The organism is Saccharopolyspora rhizosphaerae, from assembly GCF_003931915.1.
Lineage (GTDB): Bacteria > Actinomycetota > Actinomycetes > Mycobacteriales > Pseudonocardiaceae > Saccharopolyspora > Saccharopolyspora rhizosphaerae.
On record NZ_RSAA01000035.1, the window covers coordinates 281486 to 301585 of the forward strand.

The following is a 20100-nucleotide window of genomic DNA, read 5'->3' on the forward strand; positions in this document are numbered from 1 at the left end:
CACGCCTACGGGTGCAGGACGACCTTGGTGTAGCCGTCGATGCGCTGGTCGAACTTGGTGTAGGCGTCCGGTGCCTCGTCCAGCGACAGCTCGTGCGAGACCACGAAGCTCGGCTTCGCCCGGCCCTCGATGATCATGTCGCGGAGCTGCCGGTTGTAGCGCTTGACGTTGCACTGGCCGGTGCCGATGACCTGCCCCTTCTCGAACATCCTCCCCACGGAGACGAGCAGCATGCCCTTCTTCGCCTCCTCCGACGGACCGCCGGGGTCGGCCGGGACGTAGAGGCCGGGGACGCCGAGGCGTCCGGTCGGGCGCACGGTCTCGATGAGCGAGTTCAGCACGATGGCGGGCTCCTCCTCGGAGGAGGTGCCGCTCTGCGCCTGGTAGCCCACCGCGTCGACGCCCTTGTCGGCGCCCTCGCCGTCGGTCTGGTCCTTGATCATCTCGACGGGGTCGCCCTTCGAGAAGTCGATCGGGATCGCGCCGATCTCCTCGGCCTTGGCCAGCCGCTCCGGCACGCGGTCCACGCAGAACACCCGCGAGGCCCCGCGCAGCAGGGCCGAGTAGGCGGCCATCAGGCCGACCGGGCCCGCCCCGTACACCGCGACGCTCTCGCCCGGCGAGACCTGGGCGAGCTCGCAACCGTGGTAGCCGGTCGGGAAGATGTCGGCCAGCAGGACGAAGTCGGTCTCGTGGCTGCCGTCGGCGGGCAGCTTCAGGCAGTTGAAGTCGGCGTACGGGACACGCAGGTACTCGGCCTGGCCACCGGTGTAGGGACCCATCGCGACGTAGCCGTAGGCACCACCCGCGAACCCGGGGTTCACCGTCAAGCAGAACCCGGTGTTCTGGGCCATGCAGTTCTTGCAGAACCCACACGCCACGTTGAACGGCATCACCACGCGGTCACCGCGGTTCAGGCTGGTCACACCTTCGCCGACCTCTTCGATGATGCCCATGTTCTCGTGTCCGAACACGATCCCCGGCTCCGCCGCCGTGCGGCCTTCGTACATGTGCAGGTCCGACCCGCAGATCGCTGTCGAGGTGACCCGCACGATGACGTCGTTGGGGTGCTTGATGGCCGGGCGTTCGACCTCATCAACAGCGACGCGGTACGGTTCTTGGTACACGATCGCCTTCATGGCGAACCTCCTGAACACGCGCTTGAATACCCATGTCCCCTCGGGTTACCCCGCCCCGGGCGCGCGTGCACTCACACAGCCGGAGGACTTCAGCGGGCCTGCGCGGCCAGTCCCCGGAGCAGGTCTATGCCGAACTCGAAGCGTTCCCGGTAGTCGCCCTGCGACAGCACCGGCACCATCGACAGCAGCGTCGGGAAGCGGTCCGGGGGCAGGGAAGCGAGGTACTGCTCCAGCTGGCGCATCCGTTCGTCCCGCTGCGCGTCGTCGAGGCCGAAGTCGGCGCTGACAGGAGTGGCAGCCAGGAACGGCACCGGCCAGGAGGCGTTCAGGGCATCCGGTGCTGCTGTTCGTTGGTGTGGACAGCTGGAACGCGCGGAGGTTCCAGGAACCGCCCGGGGGAACGGCGGCAGCTGCCGTTCCAGGTGCGGACCAACCGGACGCCGCAGCGGTTGAGGCGGCCCGCGGCGGCAGCCGCCGTTCCTGCTGTGGCAGTCAACCGGCACCGCCGCAGGTTCTGAGCGGCTTCGTGGCGAGTACGCCGCGACGCCGCGTACTCGAACACTCGAGGAGCGGCGCACGGAGCAATTGCCGAGAAGCGAGGCCTGGCGTGATCACTCCAGTGAGGGCCGCTGGGCGTGGGCAGCGACTTAGACTGCGCGTATGGCATGGACGCCGTTCGACCTCGACGACGCCGTGCGGGACGACCGGTCGCTCCGCCGGTTCCTGCACGGCCTCCCCGGCGTTGACCAGGTCGGTTTGGAGCAGCGGGCTGCTGGCCTGGCCGCGCGCAGCATCAAGGAGGACTCGAAGCTGCAGGCCATCGACACCGCGATCTCGATGGTCGACCTGACGACCCTGGAAGGTGCCGACACCCCAGGCAAGGTACGGGCGTTGTGCGCGAAGGCCCGCAGACCAGACTCCGGGCAGGACGGCGTTCCGCAGGTCGCCGCGGTGTGCGTGTACTCCGACCTGGCGTCGGTCGCCGCCGAGGAGCTCGCGGGGTCCGGGATCCACGTGGCCTCGGTGGCCACCGCGTTCCCATCCGGGCGGGCGGCGCGGGCCGTGAAGCTCGCCGACGTCGAGCACGCCGTGGCCGAGGGGGCTGACGAGGTCGACATGGTCATCGACCGGGGCGCGTTCCTGGCCGGGCGCTACGGGCAGGTCTTCGACGAGGTCAAGGCGGTCAAGGCGGCCTGCGGTGACGCGCACCTGAAGGTCATCCTGGAAACCGGCGAACTCGCCACCCCCGACAGCGTGCGCCGCGCGTCGTGGCTGGCGCTGCTGGCCGGGGGCGACTTCATCAAGACCTCCACCGGCAAGGTCTCCCCCGCCGCGACCCTGCCCGTCACGCACCTGATGCTGCAGGCCGTGCGCGACTGGCGGGACACCACCGGCGAGCTGCGCGGCGTGAAACCGGCCGGCGGGATCCGCAACACCAAGGACGCGGTCCGCTACCTGGTGGCGGTGCACGAGGTCGCCGGGCCCGAGTGGCTCACGCCCGACTTGTTCCGCTTCGGCGCCTCCAGCCTGCTCAACGACCTGCTGATGCAGCGTCGGACCCAGCTCGAAGGCCACTACAGCGGCCCGAACTACGTGGCGGTGGACTGATGACCAGCCCTTGGGAGTACGCGCCCGCGCCGGAGTCGCGCGAGATCGCCGACCTCAAGCCGAACTACCGGATGTTCGTCGACGGCGAGTTCGTCGACGGCGGCGGGCAGCCCATCAAGACCCTGAACCCGGCGACCGAGGAGACCCTCGCCGAGGTCTCCTCCGCCGACACGGGTGACGTGGACCGAGCGGTCGCCGCGGCCCGCCGCGCCTACCACCAGGTGTGGTCGACGCTGCCCGGCGAGGAGAGGGCCAAGCACCTGTTCCGGGTCGCGCGGCTCATCCAGGAGCGCGCCCGGGAGCTGGCGGTGCTGGAGACGCTGGACAACGGCAAGCCGATCAAGGAGTCCCGGGACGTCGACGTCCCCACCGCCGCCGCGCACTTCTTCCACCACGCCGGGTGGGCCGACAAGCTCGGCCACGCCGGCCTCGGGCCCGACCCGAAGCCGCTGGGCGTGGCCGGGCAGGTGATCCCGTGGAACTTCCCGCTGCTCATGCTGGCTTGGAAGATCGCGCCCGCCCTGGCCTGCGGGAACACGGTCGTGCTCAAGCCCGCCGAGACGACTCCGCTGAGCGCGCTGGTGTTCGCCGACATCTGCCGCCAGGCCGGTCTGCCCGCGGGCGTGGTCAACATCGTGCCGGGAGCCGGCGACGTCGGCGCGGCGCTGGTGGCGCACTCCGACGTGGACAAGGTGGCCTTCACCGGTTCGACCGAGGTCGGCAAGCAGATCCAGCGGACCGTGGCCGGGACCGGGAAGAAGCTCACGCTGGAGCTGGGTGGCAAGGCGGCGAACATCGTCTTCGACGACGCGCCGCTGGACCAGACCGTCGAGGGCATCGTCAGCGGCATCTTCTTCAACCAGGGACACGTGTGCTGCGCGGGTTCGCGCCTGCTGGTGCAGGAGTCCGTGGCCGAGGAGCTGCTGGAGAAGCTGCGCGCGCGGGTCAGCACGTTGCGCGTGGGGGATCCGCTCGACAAGAACACCGACGTCGGCGCCATCAACTCCGCCGAGCAGCTGGACAAGATCACCGCTCTGGCGGCGAGCGGCGAAGCGGAGGGCGCGCTGCGCTGGAGCAGCCCGTGCGAGCTGCCCGAACGCGGTTTCTTCTTCGCGCCCACGGTGTTCTCCGAGGTGCAGCAGTCGATGCGCATCGCGCGCGAGGAGATCTTCGGCCCGGTGCTGTCGGTGCTGACCTTCCGCACGCCCGAGGAGGCCATCGCCAAGGCCAACAACACGCCCTACGGGTTGTCGGCGGGGATCTGGACGGAGAAGGGGGCGCGGATCCTGTGGGCGGCGCAGCAGCTGCGCGCCGGCGTGGTGTGGGCGAACACGTTCAACCGGTTCGACCCGACGGCACCGTTCGGCGGTTATCGGGAGTCCGGGTTCGGCCGCGAGGGCGGCCGGGCCGGTTTGGAGGCGTACCTCGATGTCTGACGTGCCCGGCCGGCTGGCCGTCGCCAAGACCTACAAGCTCTACATCGGTGGCGCGTTCCCGCGCTCCGAGTCGGGACGGGTGTTCGCCGTGACCTCTGCCGACGGGGAGTTCCTGGCCAACGTCGCGCACGCCTCCCGCAAGGACGTGCGCGACGCGGTGGCCGCGGCCCGCAAGGCCTTCGGCGGCTGGTCCGGAGCGACCGCCTACAACCGCGGCCAGGTGCTGTTCCGCATCGCCGAGGTGATGGAGGGGCGGCGCGAGCAGTTCACCGCCGAGGTCTCCGCCGCCGAGGGAGTCCCCCGGTCCACCGCTCTGTCCACTGTGGACAGAGCGGTGGACCGGGTGGTCTGGTACGCGGGCTGGACCGACAAGATCGCGATGGTGCTGGGCGCCTCGAACCCGGTGGCGGGTCCGTACCTCTCGTTCAGCACCCCGGAACCGACCGGGGTCGTGGGCGTGCTGGCTCCGCAGGAGTCGTCGCTGCTCGGCCTGGTCAGCGTGGTGGCCCCGGTGATCGCCGCCGGCAACACCTGCGTGGTCGTGACCTCCGGCAGGCGGCCGCTGCCGGCCATCACCTTCGCCGAGGTGCTGGCCACCTCCGACGTCCCCAGCGGCGTGGTCAACGTGCTGACCGGCCGGGCCGCCGAGCTGGGGCCGTGGCTGGCCTCGCACGCCGACGTCAACGCGCTGGACCCGACCGGCGCCCCGGCGGACCTGCGCGGCGAGCTTGCCCGCACGGCCGCCGACACCGTCAAGCGGGTGCTGCCGGTCCGGGGCGAACCCGACTGGACCCGCGAACCGGACCTGCAACGGCTCCGCGCCTTCACCGAGATCAAGACGGTCTGGCACCCCGTGGGCACCTGACGCCCGACCCGGACCTCAGGCCTTCGCGGGGTAGCGCACCCGCCCTCGGCGAACGGCCCCGCCGAGCACGGCGGCGAGGACGACGAGCAGGACGACACCGAGGACCAGGACGACGCCGCTCGGGACGGTGATCACCGGGGTCACGTCGTCGAGGTACAGGGCGCAGGCGGTCTGGGACGCGATGAGCGCGACGAACGCGACGACGGCACCACCGGCGAAGGACTTGGCGTGCGCAAGCGCGGTGAACGCGCGGAAGACGAGCGCGGTGCCCGCCACGACCAGGAGCAGCACGAGCGGCTGCGCCACCACGTCGCGCACCGTGAAGATCACGCCTTCCTCGCCGGCCGCGAGGCCGCGTACCAGGAAGGTCGAACCGAAGAAGGCCAGCACCGCCGCCACCAGCGAGCCGAGGACCACTTCCCAGGCCGGCCGCTTGCCGGTGCTCCGGTCGAGCTGCGCGGCCACCCGCCGGGCGTAGTCGCGCGGTTCGCCGAAGGCCTCGACCGGGTCTTCACCGGTCTCCGCCACGTGCGACTCGACCTCCGCCAGCACCTCACCCACGCGTTCGCCGGACACCTCGTGCATGCGCAGCGCGATGAGCAGGTCGTCGTGGTACTTCCGGTCCAGAACCATCATGCGTGCACCCCTCGCTCGACGACGGTGATCGAGTTCCGGGCGAACTCGACCCACTTCGGCCCCACCTCGGCCAGCACAGCGCGCCCCTCCTCAGTCAACGAGAAGAACTTGCGCCCCGGCCCGCCTTCGCCGGCTCGCCATTCCGCCGCCAGCAAGCCGTCGGCGGCCAACCGGTTCAGCAGCGGGTACAGAGTTCCGGCCTTCATGTCCGGCAGCCCCGCCTCGGCCAGCCGTTGCAGCAGGGTGTAGCCGTAGCCCTCCCCGCTCTCGGCCAGCAGCGCGAGCACGGCGAGGTCGAGGACCCCGCGCAACCACTGCGCCTGCCTGGCCGTCGTGCGTTCCGCCATGGCTAGAACGTACCACCTACTAGTGTGCGTCGCCAACTAGTAGGTCGTGAGGGAGCGACCGGGAGCTCCGGTGGAGGTGGTCAGCGGATCTGCCAGTCCAGGCGGCCGTCCTCGGTCACCGTGGGGTAGCTGTGCCCGGCCGGGACGCCGTTGGACAGCGAGCGGTGGACGTCGGCGAGCATCGCCGCGATGCCCTGCCACTCCGGTCTCAGCACCTGCGCGTGCTCCTGCTCCCACTCCAGCACGCACCCGTGCAACCGGCCCGGCCGCAGGTCCACCACGAGTTCGTCGGCGAAACCGTCACCCGCGATCGGGATCCACGACGGGTGGAAGCTCGACCCCGGGGAGCCCGCGTAGTAGTCGCACGCCGGCCGCTCCCACTGCGCGGTCCAGTGCTTGCGGTGGTCACGCCACGACGCCAGCGCCTGGTCAGCGCCGTACGGCGTGTAGAACGGTGGCAGGACGTCGGCCAGGACATCGCCTTCGGTACCGCCGCAGCAGAGCCAGAGCGCGCGCAGCTCACCCGGCAGTTCGACGGAGAACTCGGTCTCCAGCTCGACGAAGTCCGGCTGCTCGAGCGGTGGGCGCAGGGCTGCTGCGGTGACCGGGGCATGGCGTGCGAGCCAGTGCGCGATCTGGCTCCACAGCTCCGTGACATCCATTCTGATCATGGTCACCGCCCCGTGAGCGGGGCGGTACCGCCAAAGGGGACCTCGACGACGAGCGGTGAGGACGCTGGGCCGATCAGTGGATCCCGGTTCCTCCGAGCCCGCGGGACCGACGAGTGATCGTTACCAACTGTTCCGTCCTCCGTTGCAATGATCGAACCAGCTACGGTGACACCGGACCAGGGCACGAGGTGTCCACGGCCAACCCGTAGGCTTCCGCGGGGTCTGGTTCTGGTGACCGGAGGTAGAGAGATGGCGCAGGACATCGTCCCCATCGAGCTCGGGCTGCCGCAGGGAGACGTCGTCACCCTGTGGGCACCGCACTGGCGCGAAGATGGCGAGGAATGGGAAGCGTTCCTCGGGTACGGGGATGACCTCTACGGGTTCCCCGACCCGGCGCGGCTCGCCGCGTTCGTGCGCACCGCACGGGAGCACGACCTCGACGACCACCCGGCGTGGCACGTGGTGCCCGGGCTGTCGGCCGTCGACCTCAGCCCTGACGAGGACCACCAGTTCGACCTGGTCGGCGTCCCGGAGCTGGTGGCCGAGCCGCTGGACACCTGGACCGTCGCCGAGCTCGCCGACATCGTCGAGATCGCTCGGTCGCTGGCCGAGGTGTGCGAGCTCGACACCGTCACCGAGGTCCTCGACGCCGCCGACGGCTTCTCCCTGCTCAACCAGGGCATGCTGGCATTCGGTGGCCGCGACGGGCAGAAGCGCTGGAACGAGCTGTGCCAAGTCGTGGTCGACCGCTGGGACGAGCTGCTCGACGCCATCGACTCCGTGGTGAGCACCCCCGAGGTGCCCGCGGACGCGGTCGCCACCGCCGAGGCCGAGCTGGCCGAGGCCCTGGAGGCCGACAACGACGACGAGACCGCCGCGACCACGCCCTCCGACGTCGACGAGATCGAAGAGGTCGAGCTCGGCTTCTGGGGTGAGATCGGCATCGACCCGATCCACATCGTCACCAGCGACGCGGAGCACTACACGCTGCGCTGCTACCTCGGCGACGACCCGGTCTTCCTGGGCAGCGGCGACAAGATCGACGTCTTCAGCTCGCCGCGCGCCCTGGCCCGGTTCCTGGCCGACGACGAGGCGGTCGAGGACAACGACCTCGCCCGCGTGGCCACCTGGCCGCGGCTGCGCGACGCGGCCATCGGCGGCGAGCTGCAGGTCGAGGTCGAGCCGGACAACACCTACGTGCTCAACGGGCTCGACACCGACCTGCTCGCGGGTCCGTCCGAAGTAGACGCCACGCAGCTGGACCTGGCCGAGGAACTGGTGCTGGACGCGGCCGTCTGGGCGGGCGACGACAGCGCGGAGAAGGTGCTCCAGCCCTCCGAGCGCCTGGGCTGGCTGGTGTCGTTCGTCCTGCGCCCGACGCCGAACCGGATGCCGCCGAGCCCGCCCTTCGACGACGAGGTCGAGACCTGGCGCACGCTCGTGGCGGACCTGGAAGCGCGCTTCCGGCAGCGCTGATCAAGACGCGCTGATCAGGCCGCGCCGACCAGCGTCCGGCTCGGACGGCTCTGGTTGTAGGCCTGGCGCAAGCCCTTCCGCGCCCGGTAGACCAGGGCCGCCGCGCCGTTGCGGCTGATGTTGTAGCGGCGGCTGAGGTCCGAGGGCTTCTGGTCCTCCACCTCCACCGACCACAGGACCTGGCGCCAGCGCTTGGGCAGCTGGGCGAAGGCCTCGCTGACGCGGGCGCGTTCCAGCTCCTCGGTGACCGGGTCGGTGCACGGCACCGGTTCCTGCGGCTCGCAGTAGTCGTCCAGGTCGGCCGCGAGGAGCGTGCGGCGGGACCGGGCGCCGGCCGCCGAGGCGAGGTTGCGGACCGTGGTGAGCAGGTAAGCGCGGAACGCCCGGTCCGGGCCACCGCCGCGGCGCAGCACGTCGAGGATCTTGGTGAAGGCTTCGGAGACCAGGTCGTCGGCGTCCGCCGGGACGGGCGCGACCTGGAAGGCCATGGTGTGCGCGGCGGCCTGGTGCCGGGCGTAGAGCTCAGCGAAGGCGACCATCGACCCGGCTCGGACGTTGCGCAACAACTCCCGGTCGTCGCCCGCTGGCATCGGACACCCCTCACTGGCTGGCTACGAGGAGTCTCCCGCCGTTCTGGAGAGGCTTACAAGGCGCGGGTTTTCAGATGGTGATCCCGGAACCGCTCAGTTCCGGTCGGAGTGCTCGCCGGCCACCGCCAGGACGCGGGAGACCTCGTCGGCCGCGGCGCGCAGGGGGCGGACGTAGTCGCCGGTGGTGGCCAGCCTGCGAACCGGGAACGAGATGGCCAGCGTGACGGGCGAATCCGCGAACCGGACGGGCGCCGCCAGGCACGCCGTGCCCAGCGAGTACTCCTCGGTGTCGGTGACCAGCGGGGACGCCGGGCACTCCACCAGCTCGCGCAACCCGGTGATGGTGCGCGGGGTGAGGTCTTCCGGCGGGTACCGGCGGAAGTGGTCGCTGCGCTGCTCCTTGCTCAGCGAGGACAGCAGGCACTTGCCGACCGCGGTGGCGTGCGCGGCCTCCCGGAAGTCCACCCAGGCGTCCACCCGCGGGGTGCGGGGACTGTCGACGATCTCGTCGACGGAAACCTCGCCGTCCCGGTAGCAGGCCAGGTAGATCGCGGCGTTGAGGGCTTCGCGGAGGTCGGTCATCACCCGCCGGACGCGGCTGCGGAGCTGCTGCGCCTGCGCAGCGCTGTGCAGGCCGGACACCTGGTCGCCGACGATGAAGGCGCCGTCGTCGAGCTTCTGCAGGTATCCCTCGTGCACGAGGGTCCGCAACAGGTGGTAGGTCGTCGGCAGCGCCAGCCCGGTGGTGCGGGCCAAGCACTTCGCCGTGACCCCTCCCGGATGTTCGCCCACCACCTCCAGGAGTCGAAGCGCCCGCTGGACCGATGCGATCAACGTGGGTTCGCTGCCCCTGCTCACTGCGCCTCCAGGACTGTGCAGCGGCTCGTGCCTGCGGAGGTCCGGCGGCACGCCGTTGTGCCGCCGGAGCTCCGCAGCCTACTGCTCCCGCTGCGTCCGAGTCATGCCAGCATGTCCGAGTACTTCGGCTTGATCTGCTCGTTGATGATCTCGAGCCGTTCGTCGAACCCGATGAACGCCGACTTCATGGCGTTCACCGTGAACCACTGGAACTCCTCCCAGCTGTACCCGAACGCCTCGTGCAGCGCCGCGAATTCGCTCGACATCGAGCAGTGGCTCATCAACCGGTTGTCGGTGTTGACCGTGACGCGGAAGCGGAGCTTCGCCAGCAGGCCGATCGGGTGGTCGGCGAGCGCGGAGACCGCTCCCGTCTGCAGGTTCGACGACGGGCACATCTCCAGCGGGATCCGGCGGTCGCGCACGTACGAGGCGAGCCGACCCAGGTGCACCGTGCCGTCGTCGTCGACCTTGATGTCGTCGACGATCCGCACGCCGTGCCCGAGCCGCTCCGCACCGCAGTGCTGGATCGCTTCCCAAATCGACGGCAATCCGAACGCCTCACCTGCGTGAATGGTGAAATGCGCGTTCTGCTGCCGCAGGTATTCGAACGCGTCGAGGTTGCGGGTGGGCGGAAATCCCGCTTCCGGGCCCGCGATGTCGAAGCCGACGACCTGCGCATCCCGGTACCGAATGGCGAGGTTGGCGATTTCGGTGGATCGCGCGTTCTGCCGCATCGCGCACAACAACGTGCCGATCCGGATCCGCTTTCCCGCGGCCTCCGCGCGGCGTTCTCCCTCGCGGAAACCGTCCTGCACCGCTTGCACGATCTCGTCCAGGGTCAACCCCTGCTCCTGGAAGAGTTCGGGCGCGTAGCGCACCTCGGCGTAGACCACGCCGTCGTCCGCCAGGTCCTCCGCGGCCTCGGCCGCGACGCGGAACAGCGCGTCCCTGGTCTGCATGACCCCCACGGTGTGGGCGAAGGTCTCCAGGTAGCGCTCCAACGAGCCGGAGTCGGCCGCAGTCACGAACCAACGCGCGAGATCGTCGGCGTCGTCGTGGGGGAGACCGGAATACCCGCTCTCGCGGGCGAGGTCGACGACGGTCTGCGGTCGCAGCCCGCCGTCGAGGTGGTCGTGCAGCAGCACCTTCGGCGCCTGCCGGATGTTGTCCAGGTTCACCGGTGTCGACATGCGGCTACGTTACCCGGCCCCGGTCCCGGCACCACAGAGTGCCACCACGTGATCACCCCACGTCCTCCGCGCAGTTCAGCGGCCCGCAACCGCTCCCCCGATCGGGGTTCACCACCTGTTGGCCCAAGGCCGCCCGCGAAAAAACTCACCCGGATGGAGGCACACCCCATTCTTGATGCATTGGGTTCAGGATCGCTGATGCGAACGGCCTATCGAAACGCCGCTGATCGGACCTGATTGGCGGATCAACGTCGCGGAATGTAACGGGGGGCGGCTATGGGCGGGAGAAAGGAGTGGCTACGCTTCTCAAGTCCTCACCCCCCTCGACGAAGGACGCCCCTAGCCGTGACCGAGAACATGTCGTTCGACCGCATGCGCAACATGCTCACGCGTGCGGCTGAGATCCGCGAAAGCGAACAGCAGCAGATTTTCGACGCACTCGACGAAATCCACGCCAGGCTCTCCCCGCTGGAATCCCTGGGCTCCGTGCGCAAGCGCCTGTCCGAGCTGCCCGACCGCACCGAGGTCAGCGTGCTCGCCGAACGACTCGACGAGGCGCTCTCGAAGCTGGAGGCGCACGACGGTGCGCTGCTGGACCTCAAGGGCGCCGTCGAAGCCGTGGTGGACAAGCTCGCCAAGCCCTTCGCCCAGCTCGACGGCCGCCTCGACGGCGTCGCGGGCCGGATGGACGGTGTCTCCGGTCGGATGGACGGCCTGGAGGACAAGCTCGGCCACATCCACCAGCGCATGGACGAGCTCGGCTCGCACCTGGACAAGCAGGACGACCGCCTCGAAGCTCTCCCGGCGTCGGTCAACGACCCGGTGCGCGACCGCATCGACTCGCTGGAGACCAGCCTCCGCGGCCGGTTCGCCGAGATCGACGAGGGGGTGCACGAGCACCTCGACGGCACCCGCGAGGCCCTGCAGCGCGCGGTCACTGACTCCGCCGGCACCACCCAGAAGGGCCTCAGCGAGGCCCAGCAGGAGCTGGCCGCGTCCCAGAAGGAGCTCGCGGAGGCGGTGTCCGGCTCCCGCGACCAGCTGGACGCCAAGCTCGACCACCTGGCCGAGCGCCCGGCGGTGGACCCGACCGACAAGCTCAACGACCTGGCGCAGCGCCTCGAGGCGCTCACCGACCGGTTGGACCAGGTCTCGGGCCGCCTCACCCAGGTCGAGGACAACGTCAACACCCGCATCGACAACGTCGAGCAGGGCGTCAGCACCCGGCTGGAGAACGTCGAGGAGGGCGTCAAGAACGGTCTGGGCGAGCTGGGCGGCACGCTGTCGCAGAACCTCTCGCAGCTGTCCGGCTCGTTGTCCCAGCGCCCCGACGCCGACAAGCTCGGCGCCCTGGTGCGCGAGGCCAACGAGGAGAGCGAGCAGCGGCACGCCGGTCAGCTGGACGAGGCCATGGCGACCTTCGCCGAGCTCATCCTCGGCGGCAGCGCCCAGTCGACCCCGCCGCCGCCCACCACGCTGCCCCGCCAGCAGCGCCGCGGGCGCTCGAAGAGCGCCAAGCGGGAGAGCACTGAGAACAAGGCCCTGGAGGGCGGGGACGAGGACTTCACCGCCGAAAGCGCCTGACCGGACCGGGCTCCTGACCCGCCCCGCTCAGCGGGGCGGGGAGCGGGACCGCAGCGGTTCGCCGGACCGGCCCGAGCGGCGGCACCGGCGGACCTCGGCGGAGGTGAGCGGCGGTGCCGGTCGCGGGAGGGGCGTCACGACGCGCGGCTCGGCTCCGCCGTCAGGATCGTCCGAACCGGATTCCCGGCTCAGCGCTGACCGCAGCGTGGGTCAACGTCTTCGACGCCCTGGTCACCTGGCCGAGCGCGAGGACGTCGCGGCTGCGGCGATGGAGTGGCATCACTGGCCTGCTCGCCCAGCAGCCAGGCGATGGCCGGGGCGATCTCCTGAAGTCCCGGTGTTCACGACCGGTTCGCGGTGACCTTCTCGATGATCAGCGGTGTCGACCTCGCGTCGGCACCGCTGATCTCGTACGCGGGTGCGAGGGTGTCGCGGGCAGCAGCGAGGGCCTGCGGCCGGTCGGTGTGCAGCTCCAGCAGCGGTTGGCCCTCGACGACCTGCTCGCCCGGCTTGGCGAGGCAGACCACGCCGGCGGCGTGGTCGACGGCGTCCTCCTTGCGCGCACGGCCGGCGCCGAGCCGCCAAGCGGCGAGGCCGACGGCGTAGGCGTCAAGCCGGGTGAGCGTGCCCGAAGCCGGTGCGGTGATCGTCTCGCGGTGCTGCGCCTGCGGGAGCTCGGCGTCGGGGTCGCCGCCTTGTGCGGCGATCATCTCGCGCCAGACCTCGTGCGCGCGGCCGTCGGCCAACACCTCCGCCGGGTCCACATCGGACACACCGGCGTGCTGGAGCATCTCGCGCGCCAGCGCGACGGTCAGCTCCACGACGTCCGTTGGACCGCCGCCGCGCAGCACGTCCACGCTCTCGGCCACCTCGAGGGCGTTGCCGACCGCGCGACCCAGCGGCACCGACATGTCGGTGATGAGCGCGCTGATCCGCACCCCGTTGGCCGCGCCGATGTCGACCAGGGTGGTGGCCAGCTCCCGCGCCTGCTCCAGGGTCTTCATGAAGGCGCCCGAGCCGCACTTGACGTCCAGCACCAGCGACTCCGCGCCTTCGGCGATCTTCTTGCTCATGATCGAGCTGGCGATCAGCGGCACCGACTCCACCGTGCCCGTGACATCGCGCAGCGCGTAGAGCTTCCGGTCCGCCGGTGCGAGACCGGCTGTCGCCGCGCAGATCACCGCGCCGACCTCGCGCAGCTGGGCCCGGACCTCCTCCGCGGTCAGGCTCGCCCGCCAGCCGGGGATCGATTCGAGCTTGTCGAGCGTGCCGCCGGTGTGGCCCAGCCCCCTGCCGGAGAGCTGCGGGACCGCCGCCCCGCACGCGGCCACCAGCGGCGTCAGCGGCAGCGTGATCTTGTCCCCGACCCCGCCCGTCGAGTGCTTGTCCACCGTGGGCATGGGCAGCCCGCCGAGCGCGAGCGTCTCCCCGGAGGCGACCATCGCCGCCGTCCAGCGGGCGGTCTCCTCCGAGGTCATCCCGTTCAGCAGCACGGCCATCGCCAGCGCCGACATCTGCTCGTCGGCGACCTCACCCCGGGTGTAGGCGTCGACGACCCAGTCGATCTGGTCGTCGGTGAGCCGTTGTCCGTCGCGCTTCGCGCGGATCACGTCGATCGCGGAACGCATGACGCCTCCTCTGCAGAACCGTGCCGTCCTCAACCCCGGCAGGTGCGGAGACCGGGTGGCACGTCCGGCCGCACGGCACCTGATCGGGTCGGAATTCCTAGAGCTCGAACGCGTCCGGGAGCACCTCCCGCATCGGGCGGACCCCGCGCGGCGTGTCGACGAGGCAGTCGGAGCCGCCCAGTTCCTGCAGGACCTGGCGGCAACGCCCGCAGGGCATGAGCAGGTCGCCGGTGCCGCTGCGGCACGCCACGGCGACGAACCGGCCTCCGCCGGTCAGCCGCAGCTGGCCGGCCATCGTGCACTCCGCGCACAACGTCACGCCGTAGGAGCCGTTCTCGACGTTGCAGCCGGTCACCACGCGACCGTCGTCGCACAGCGCCGCAGACCCCACTTGCAGCCCGGAGTACGGGCAGTGGGCCAGCGCCGCTGCCTCGACCGCCTTGGCTCGCAAGGAATCCCAGTCGACGTCCACCTAGTCCACCCCCCTCCGGTACTGCAGGCCGTTGGCCTCCGGTGGTCGCAGCTGCTGCGCGGCGACGCCGAGGACGACCAGCGTGACCAGGTGCGGGGTGTAGGCGGTGAGCTCCTCGGGCAGCTGGTCGGTGAACCAGTAGACCGAGTACATCGTCGCTGCCGCGACGAGGGAGACGCCCGCGGACAACCGGTTCCCGCGCCACAGCTGGAGCGCCGCGACGACCACGAGCAGCAGGGTGGCTCCGTAGAACAGCGCGTGCACGCTGGTCGCGCCGCTGCGCAGCTGCAGCCCGTCGGAGTAGCCGAACAGCGCGGCGCCGCCGAGCAGTCCGCCCGGTCGCCAGTTGCCGAAGATCATCGCGGCGAGGCCGATGTAGCCGCGGTTGTTGGTCTGGCCTTCGAGGTAGCCGGCCTGCCCGGGGTTGAGCAGCAGCGCGGCACCACCGATCCCGGCCAGCGCACCCGAGGTGATCACGGCGGTGTACTTGTACCGGTAGACGTTCACCCCCAGGGACTCCGCGGCGACCGGGTTCTCGCCGCAGGAGCGCAGCCGGAGCCCGAACGGCGAGCGCCAGAGCACCAGGTAGCTGACCGGGACCAGCAGGTAGGCCAACATCGTCAGCGGTGAGACGCCGGAGACCAGACCACCGAGGATGCCCGCGACGTCGGAGATGCCGACCCGCTGCAGGTCCTCCAGCTGCTGGAGCCACCCGGCGATCGGCTGCACCGAGTAGGTGTCGAACTTCGGCACCGGCGGAGACTGCCTCGGGTTCCGCGAGATCGGCTCGAAGACCAGTGTGGACAGGTACTTCGCGGCCCCGGCACCGAGCAGGTTGATCGCCACGCCGGAGACGATGTGGTTGACCCCGAAGGAGACCGTGGCGATGGCGTGCAGCAGGCCGCCGAGCGCGCCGAAGAGGGCTGCGGCGACGAGCCCGGCCAGCGGTCCCCACTGGTAGCCCGCCCAGGCGCCACCCCAGGTGCCCATGATCATCATGCCTTCGAGGCCGATGTTGATCACGCCCGCGCGCTCGGCCCACAGCCCGCCGAGCGCGGCGAGCAGGATCGGGATGCCCAGCCGCACGGCGGCCTGCACGGTCCCCGATCCGGTCAGCTGCGGCACTCCGGTCTGGTACGAGGTGATCGCCAGGGCGACGAACCCGACCACGACCCACAGCAGCACCCGCGCCCAGCCGGGCACCTTCCTGTCACCGCCCGGTGCGGAGGGGGTCGTTCGTTCCACCACTGCGGTCATGCCCGCTCACCTCCGCTCGCAGCGACCGGCTCGGCGGTCTCCAGCGCCGTGCCGACGCGACGCTGCTCGGCGGCCAGTTCCCGGCGGCGCACCAGCTCGTAGGCCACCACCACGGACAGCACGATGGTTCCCTGCAGGATGGTCACGATCTCCTTCGGCACGCCGATGTTGTCCAGCGTCAGCGAGCTCTTGTCCAAGAAGGACCACAGCAGCGCGCCGAAGGCCACGCCGAGCGGGTGGTTCCTGCCCAGCAGTGCGATCGCCAGCCCCGCGAAGCCGTAGCCGGTCGGGAAGTTGATGGTGAAGGTGTGGTCGCGGCCCAGGATCTCCGGCAGCCCGGCCAGTCCGGCGACTGCACCGGAGATGAGCATCGCGGACAGCACCATCCGCTTGGAGTCCACGCCACCGGCCCGCGCCGCCGTGGGCGACAGCCCCGACGCGCGGAGCTCGAAGCCGTAGCGGGTGCGGTCGAGGAGGACCGCGTAGCCAACGCCGACCAGCACCGCCAGCAGCACCAGGCCGAACACCGTGCCCGCGCCGCCCAGCGGGACACCGGGCACCAGGCCGCTCTCCGGGATGATCCGGGTGCCCTGGCTGTTGCCGCGCATCTCGCCGAAGACCCGGACGAGGAAGGCGATCACCCCGATCGCCAGGGTGTTGAGCATGATCGTGGAGATCACCTCGGACACCCCGCGGTAGACCTTGAGCACGGCGGCGACACCGGACCACAGCGCGCCGGTGACCGCGCCGACGACCACGACCAGCGCGGCGTGCAGCCCGAACGGCAAGCTCACCGCGCCGGCCACGATCGCCGCCACGCACGCGGCCAGGCGGCACTGGCCCTCGATGCCGATGTTGAGCAGGTTCATCTGGAACCCGATCGCGGCGGCGATCGCGACCAAGTAGTACGCGCCCGCGGTGTTGACGATGTCGACCGCGGTCGTGCCCCGGCCGACCTGGGCCACCATCTCCAGCAACGTCGCGCTCGGGTCGGCCCCGGAGATCAGCAGGACCGCGCTGCACAGCACCGCGGAGAAGACGATCGCCAGGGCCGGCGGCAACAACCTCGCCCGCCAGGTGTTCACAGCGCCTCCTGTGTTCCGCCGGGGCAGTCCGCACGCCGGTCGCGCCGGCGCGGTGGGAGAAGGACGTGCCTCACACCGCCTCCTGCGTTCCGGTCATCGCGGCTCCGAGCTGTTCGGGCGTGACGGTGCGCGGGTCGGCCGTGGCGACGAGGCGGCCGCGGAACATGACCCGGATGGTGTCGGACAGGCCGATGAGCTCGTCGAGGTCGGCCGAGATCAGCAGCACCGCGAGACCTTCGGCCCGGGCGCTGCGCAGGTGCTCCCAGATGCCGACCTGCGCGCCCACGTCCACGCCCCGGGTCGGGTGGGCGGCGATGAGCAGCTGCGGGTCGCCGGCGAGCTCCCGGCCGACGATGAGCTTCTGCTGGTTCCCGCCGGAGAGCGCGGCGGCGTCGACGTCGATGCCCGGGGTGCGCACGTCGAACTGCTCGACGATGCGCCGGGTGTCGTCCTTGGCGCCCTGCCGGTCCAGCCAACGGCCGCGGGCGACCGGGCGGCGCGTCTGGTGGCCGAGGATCCGGTTCTGCCACAGCGACTCGTCGAGCAGCAGACCCTGCCGGTGCCGGTCCTCGGGCACGTAGCCGATGCCGGCTTCCCGGCGGGCGAACGTGCCGAGCGCGGTGATGTCCCGCTCGCCCAGCGCGATCCGGCCGGAGGCGATCGGGCGCATGCCCATGACGGCCTCGACCAGCTCGGTCTGGCCGTTGCCCTCGACGCCGGCGATGCCCACGACCTCGCCCGAGCGCACGGACAGGTCGACGTCCTCGAGCACCGGCCGACCGGCCTCCACCGCCGAGAGCTCGGTGACCGAGAGCACGACCCGGTCGGTCACCGCGGAGGGGCCGGTCTCGGGCACCGGCAGCGCGGTGCCCACCATCATCTCGGCGAGCTCGCGGCTGGTCACCTCGGACGCCGCGACGGTCCCGACGGTGGTGCCGCGCCGCAGCACGGTGACGGTGTCGGCGATGCTGCGCACCTCGTCGAGCTTGTGCGAGATGAACAGGAACGTGAAGCCCTGCTCCCGCATGGTGCGCAGGGTGGTGAACAGCTCCTCGACCTCCTGCGGCACCAGCACCGCGGTCGGTTCGTCGAGGATGATGATCCGCGCGCCCCGGTAGAGCACCTTGAGGATCTCCACCCGCTGCCGGTCGGCGACGCCCAGCCGCTCGACCAGCACGTCCAGCCGCACGTCGAACCCGGCGCGCTCGGCCAGCTCGAGCACGCGGCGACGGGCCCTGGCCCCGATGCCGTGCGAGCTCTCCGCGCCGAGCACGATGTTCTCCAGCACGGTCAGGTTGTCGGCCAGCATGAAGTGCTGGTGGACCATGCCGATCCCGGCGGCGATGGCCTCGGCCGGAGTGCGGAAGGCGACCTCCTCGCCGCGGACCCGGACGGTGCCCGAGTCCGGCGCCTGCATCCCGTAGAGGATCTTCATCAGGGTGGACTTGCCCGCGCCGTTCTCCCCGCACAGCGCGTGCACCTCGCCCGCGCGGACGGTCAGGTTGACGTCGGAGTTGGCCACGACGCCGGGGAAGGTCTTGGTGATGCCGGTCAGCTCGACGGCAGGGGGACCGCCGGGTTCCGGTTCGGCAGAGGTGTTCATGGTGCTCCAGGGCTCGTCTCCACCGGCAGCGGATGCGGTTGGACGCTCAACAATGGACGGTTTCACCGTCGGACCGCCCTCCTTTGGCGCGAAAACGCCAACCGGGAGCGGCGGAGGGCGCCTCGCGCGCACCCGCGGTGGGTAGCGAGGCGCCCTCCGTCTCAGGACGGCAGCCGCAGGATCACGGCTTCTCCGGGACCTGGATCTGGCCGGCGGCGATCGCCGCCTTGTAGGCGTCGAGCGTCGGCTTGAGGTCGTCGATCTTGCCGCCCGAGGTCGAGTAGGTGACCCCGTCGATGGAGACGTCGAACTTCTCCGGCACCGTGCTCAGGTCGTTGCGCGCGACCCCGGCGATGTAGTCGTAGACCGCCAGGTCGATGCGCTTGAGCATCGAGCTGATGATGACGTCCTTGTACTCGGCCACGGTCGGCTGGTGGTACTGGTCGGAGTCGACGCCGATGGCCTGCGCGCCCGCTCCCTTGACCGCGCCGAACACGCCCTTACCGGAGGCACCCGCAGCGTGGTAGACCACGTCGGCCCCCGCCTCCAGCTGGCCGGTGGCGACCTCGGATCCCTTGTTCGGGTCCTGGAAGCCGCTGAAGTCACCGGCCGGGGTCAGGTACTTCTGCTCGATCGTGATGTCCGGCGCGGCGGCCTTGGCACCCGCCTCGAACCCGGCCTGGAACTTCTGGATCAGCGGCGTCTGCACGCCGCCGACGAACCCGACGTGGCAGTTCTTCGACTTGTGGGCGGCCACCACGCCGGCCAGGAAGGAACCCTGTTCCTCGGCGAAGACCAGCGAGGTCACGTTCGGCATGCCGTCGATCTGCTCGTCGATGATGGCGAACTTCGTGCCCGGGAACTCCGGGGCGACGATCTTGAGCGCGTCCGCGTAGGCGTAGCCGACCGCGATGACCGGGGTGAAGCCCTCCCGGGCGAGCTGGCGCAGCCGGGTCTGCTTGGCGTCCTCGGGCTCACCGGCGCCGGCGTCGAGCTCCTTGGTCTCCCGCAGCCCCATCTCGGCCTTGGCCCGGTCCAGGCCGGCCACCGAGGCGTCGTTGAACGAGGCGTCGCCGCGCCCGCCGATGTCGAAGGCCACACCGACCCGCATCGCGCTGGCGTCCGGCGGCGGCAGCTGCTGGGTCGTCGAGCTGGTGGGTGCCGGGGCCGCCGCGGGCGGCGGGTTGAGCTTGCACGGTCCGCTGCCCCCTCCCGCGCTGGTCCCGCCCCCGCCGGCGTCCTTCGCGCAGCCCGCCAGCGCCATCGCGCCGGTGAGCAGCAACGCGACCGTCGCGACACCCCTGCGTCGCGTTCCGGCACCCGAGCGCCGTCCCTGAGTCGGCGTTCGCCGCATGCCGTTCCCCTTTCGTCCGAGACCACCGCGCCTCCCCCCGGCCGCGCCCCCGGGTCGCGGGGTCGCGGCGCGGAACACAAGATCCACTTCCGGGTGGACCTGTGCGTTCCGTGCACGGTGCACGTCAGCCGGTGACGTGACTCTCGAAATTAAGGCTTGACGCTGCCGCTTGGTCCTTGCTCGCGTGTCACGAAATGATTTCTTGCTCGATTAACCCGCACGCGCTGCTTGTCTGGTCGATCACAGACGGCTCGGGCGAGTAGGCCGGGGCGATTGGTCGGGTCTAGCATCCATTTCGTCA

The 20100-nt window shown here is 70.7% G+C and carries 19 protein-coding genes; 5 read left to right on the plus strand and 14 right to left on the minus strand.

Annotated elements, in window-relative coordinates; genetic code table 11:
* Positions 1-5: 5 nt before the first annotated feature.
* Complete coding sequence (locus EIL87_RS24245; RefSeq protein ID WP_125092895.1) at positions 6-1139, minus strand: glutathione-independent formaldehyde dehydrogenase; 1134 nt, start codon at positions 1137-1139, stop codon at positions 6-8.
* An 89-nt stretch (positions 1140-1228) separates the two neighbouring features.
* Complete coding sequence (locus EIL87_RS24250) at positions 1229-1450, minus strand: hypothetical protein (protein WP_125092896.1); 222 nt, start codon at positions 1448-1450, stop codon at positions 1229-1231.
* Between the two features lie 349 nt (positions 1451-1799).
* On the opposite strand from EIL87_RS24250, the gene deoC reads away from it, so the two are divergent.
* Genes deoC through EIL87_RS24265 form a run of 3 tightly spaced genes read left to right on the plus strand, consistent with a single transcriptional unit; the run spans position 1800 to position 5048 of the window.
* A complete protein-coding gene (gene deoC / locus EIL87_RS24255; RefSeq protein ID WP_125092897.1) occupies positions 1800-2747 on the plus strand; it encodes a deoxyribose-phosphate aldolase in 948 nt (315 codons plus the stop codon).
* On the plus strand, positions 2747-4183 hold the full coding sequence (locus tag EIL87_RS24260; RefSeq protein WP_125092898.1) for an aldehyde dehydrogenase family protein: 1437 nt from the start codon (positions 2747-2749) through the stop codon (positions 4181-4183). The genes deoC and EIL87_RS24260 overlap by 1 nt, the downstream gene beginning before the upstream one ends.
* Complete coding sequence (locus EIL87_RS24265; RefSeq protein ID WP_125092899.1) at positions 4176-5048, plus strand: aldehyde dehydrogenase family protein; 873 nt, start codon at positions 4176-4178, stop codon at positions 5046-5048. The genes EIL87_RS24260 and EIL87_RS24265 overlap by 8 nt, the downstream gene beginning before the upstream one ends.
* Before the next feature lie 15 nt (positions 5049-5063).
* Here the strand turns inward: EIL87_RS24265 and EIL87_RS24270 are convergent, their stop codons facing one another.
* The 3 genes from EIL87_RS24270 to EIL87_RS24280 all read right to left on the minus strand — a co-directional run bounded on the left by EIL87_RS24270 (position 5064) and on the right by EIL87_RS24280 (position 6693).
* On the minus strand, positions 5064-5684 hold the full coding sequence (locus tag EIL87_RS24270) for an HAAS signaling domain-containing protein (RefSeq protein ID WP_125092900.1): 621 nt from the start codon (positions 5682-5684) through the stop codon (positions 5064-5066).
* Positions 5681-6031: a PadR family transcriptional regulator gene (locus EIL87_RS24275; RefSeq protein ID WP_125092901.1), complete on the minus strand. Its 351-nt coding sequence runs from the start codon at positions 6029-6031 to the stop codon at positions 5681-5683. The genes EIL87_RS24270 and EIL87_RS24275 overlap by 4 nt, the downstream gene beginning before the upstream one ends.
* An 80-nt stretch (positions 6032-6111) precedes the next feature.
* Complete coding sequence (locus EIL87_RS24280) at positions 6112-6693, minus strand: SMI1/KNR4 family protein (RefSeq protein ID WP_125092902.1); 582 nt, start codon at positions 6691-6693, stop codon at positions 6112-6114.
* A 258-nt stretch (positions 6694-6951) separates the two neighbouring features.
* Here EIL87_RS24280 and EIL87_RS24285 point away from each other — a divergent pair, with 258 nt between their 5' ends.
* Positions 6952-8178 carry a primosomal protein gene (locus tag EIL87_RS24285; RefSeq protein WP_125092903.1) on the plus strand — a complete coding sequence of 409 codons (1227 nt, stop codon included), beginning with the start codon at positions 6952-6954 and terminating at the stop codon, positions 8176-8178.
* A 14-nt stretch (positions 8179-8192) separates the two neighbouring features.
* On the opposite strand, the gene EIL87_RS24290 is transcribed toward EIL87_RS24285, so the two are convergent.
* From EIL87_RS24290 to EIL87_RS24300, 3 genes are all read right to left on the minus strand, one after another.
* Positions 8193-8768, minus strand: a complete 576-nt coding sequence (locus EIL87_RS24290; protein WP_125092904.1) for an RNA polymerase sigma factor — start codon at positions 8766-8768, stop codon at positions 8193-8195.
* Between the two features lie 93 nt (positions 8769-8861).
* On the minus strand, positions 8862-9626 hold the full coding sequence (locus EIL87_RS24295) for an IclR family transcriptional regulator (protein WP_125092905.1): 765 nt from the start codon (positions 9624-9626) through the stop codon (positions 8862-8864).
* A 101-nt stretch (positions 9627-9727) separates the two neighbouring features.
* On the minus strand, positions 9728-10816 hold the full coding sequence (locus EIL87_RS24300; RefSeq protein ID WP_125092906.1) for an adenosine deaminase: 1089 nt from the start codon (positions 10814-10816) through the stop codon (positions 9728-9730).
* A 345-nt stretch (positions 10817-11161) separates the two neighbouring features.
* Here EIL87_RS24300 and EIL87_RS24305 point away from each other — a divergent pair, with 345 nt between their 5' ends.
* Positions 11162-12400 carry a coiled-coil domain-containing protein gene (locus tag EIL87_RS24305; protein WP_125092907.1) on the plus strand — a complete coding sequence of 413 codons (1239 nt, stop codon included), beginning with the start codon at positions 11162-11164 and terminating at the stop codon, positions 12398-12400.
* 341 nt (positions 12401-12741) lie between these two features.
* On the opposite strand, the gene EIL87_RS24310 is transcribed toward EIL87_RS24305, so the two are convergent.
* The 6 genes from EIL87_RS24310 to EIL87_RS24335 all read right to left on the minus strand — a co-directional run bounded on the left by EIL87_RS24310 (position 12742) and on the right by EIL87_RS24335 (position 19799).
* Entirely contained in the window at positions 12742-14028 is a 1287-nt protein-coding gene (locus tag EIL87_RS24310; protein WP_125092908.1) for a thymidine phosphorylase, read from the minus strand.
* A gap of 97 nt (positions 14029-14125) precedes the next feature.
* Positions 14126-14500, minus strand: a complete 375-nt coding sequence (locus EIL87_RS24315) for a cytidine deaminase (protein ID WP_125092909.1) — start codon at positions 14498-14500, stop codon at positions 14126-14128.
* On the minus strand, positions 14501-15757 hold the full coding sequence (locus EIL87_RS24320) for an ABC transporter permease (RefSeq protein WP_125092910.1): 1257 nt from the start codon (positions 15755-15757) through the stop codon (positions 14501-14503).
* The gene (locus EIL87_RS24325; protein WP_125092911.1) at positions 15754-16842 is read right to left on the minus strand and encodes an ABC transporter permease; all 1089 of its coding nucleotides are present in this window, start codon (positions 16840-16842) and stop codon (positions 15754-15756) included. Before EIL87_RS24325 ends, EIL87_RS24320 begins: the two co-directional genes overlap by 4 nt.
* A gap of 70 nt (positions 16843-16912) precedes the next feature.
* Positions 16913-18445, minus strand: coding sequence for an ABC transporter ATP-binding protein (locus EIL87_RS24330; protein ID WP_125092912.1), 1533 nt, complete (start codon positions 18443-18445; stop codon positions 16913-16915).
* Between the two features lie 181 nt (positions 18446-18626).
* A complete protein-coding gene (locus EIL87_RS24335; RefSeq protein WP_158628690.1) occupies positions 18627-19799 on the minus strand; it encodes a BMP family lipoprotein in 1173 nt (390 codons plus the stop codon).
* Between the last annotated feature and the right edge of the window lie 301 nt (positions 19800-20100).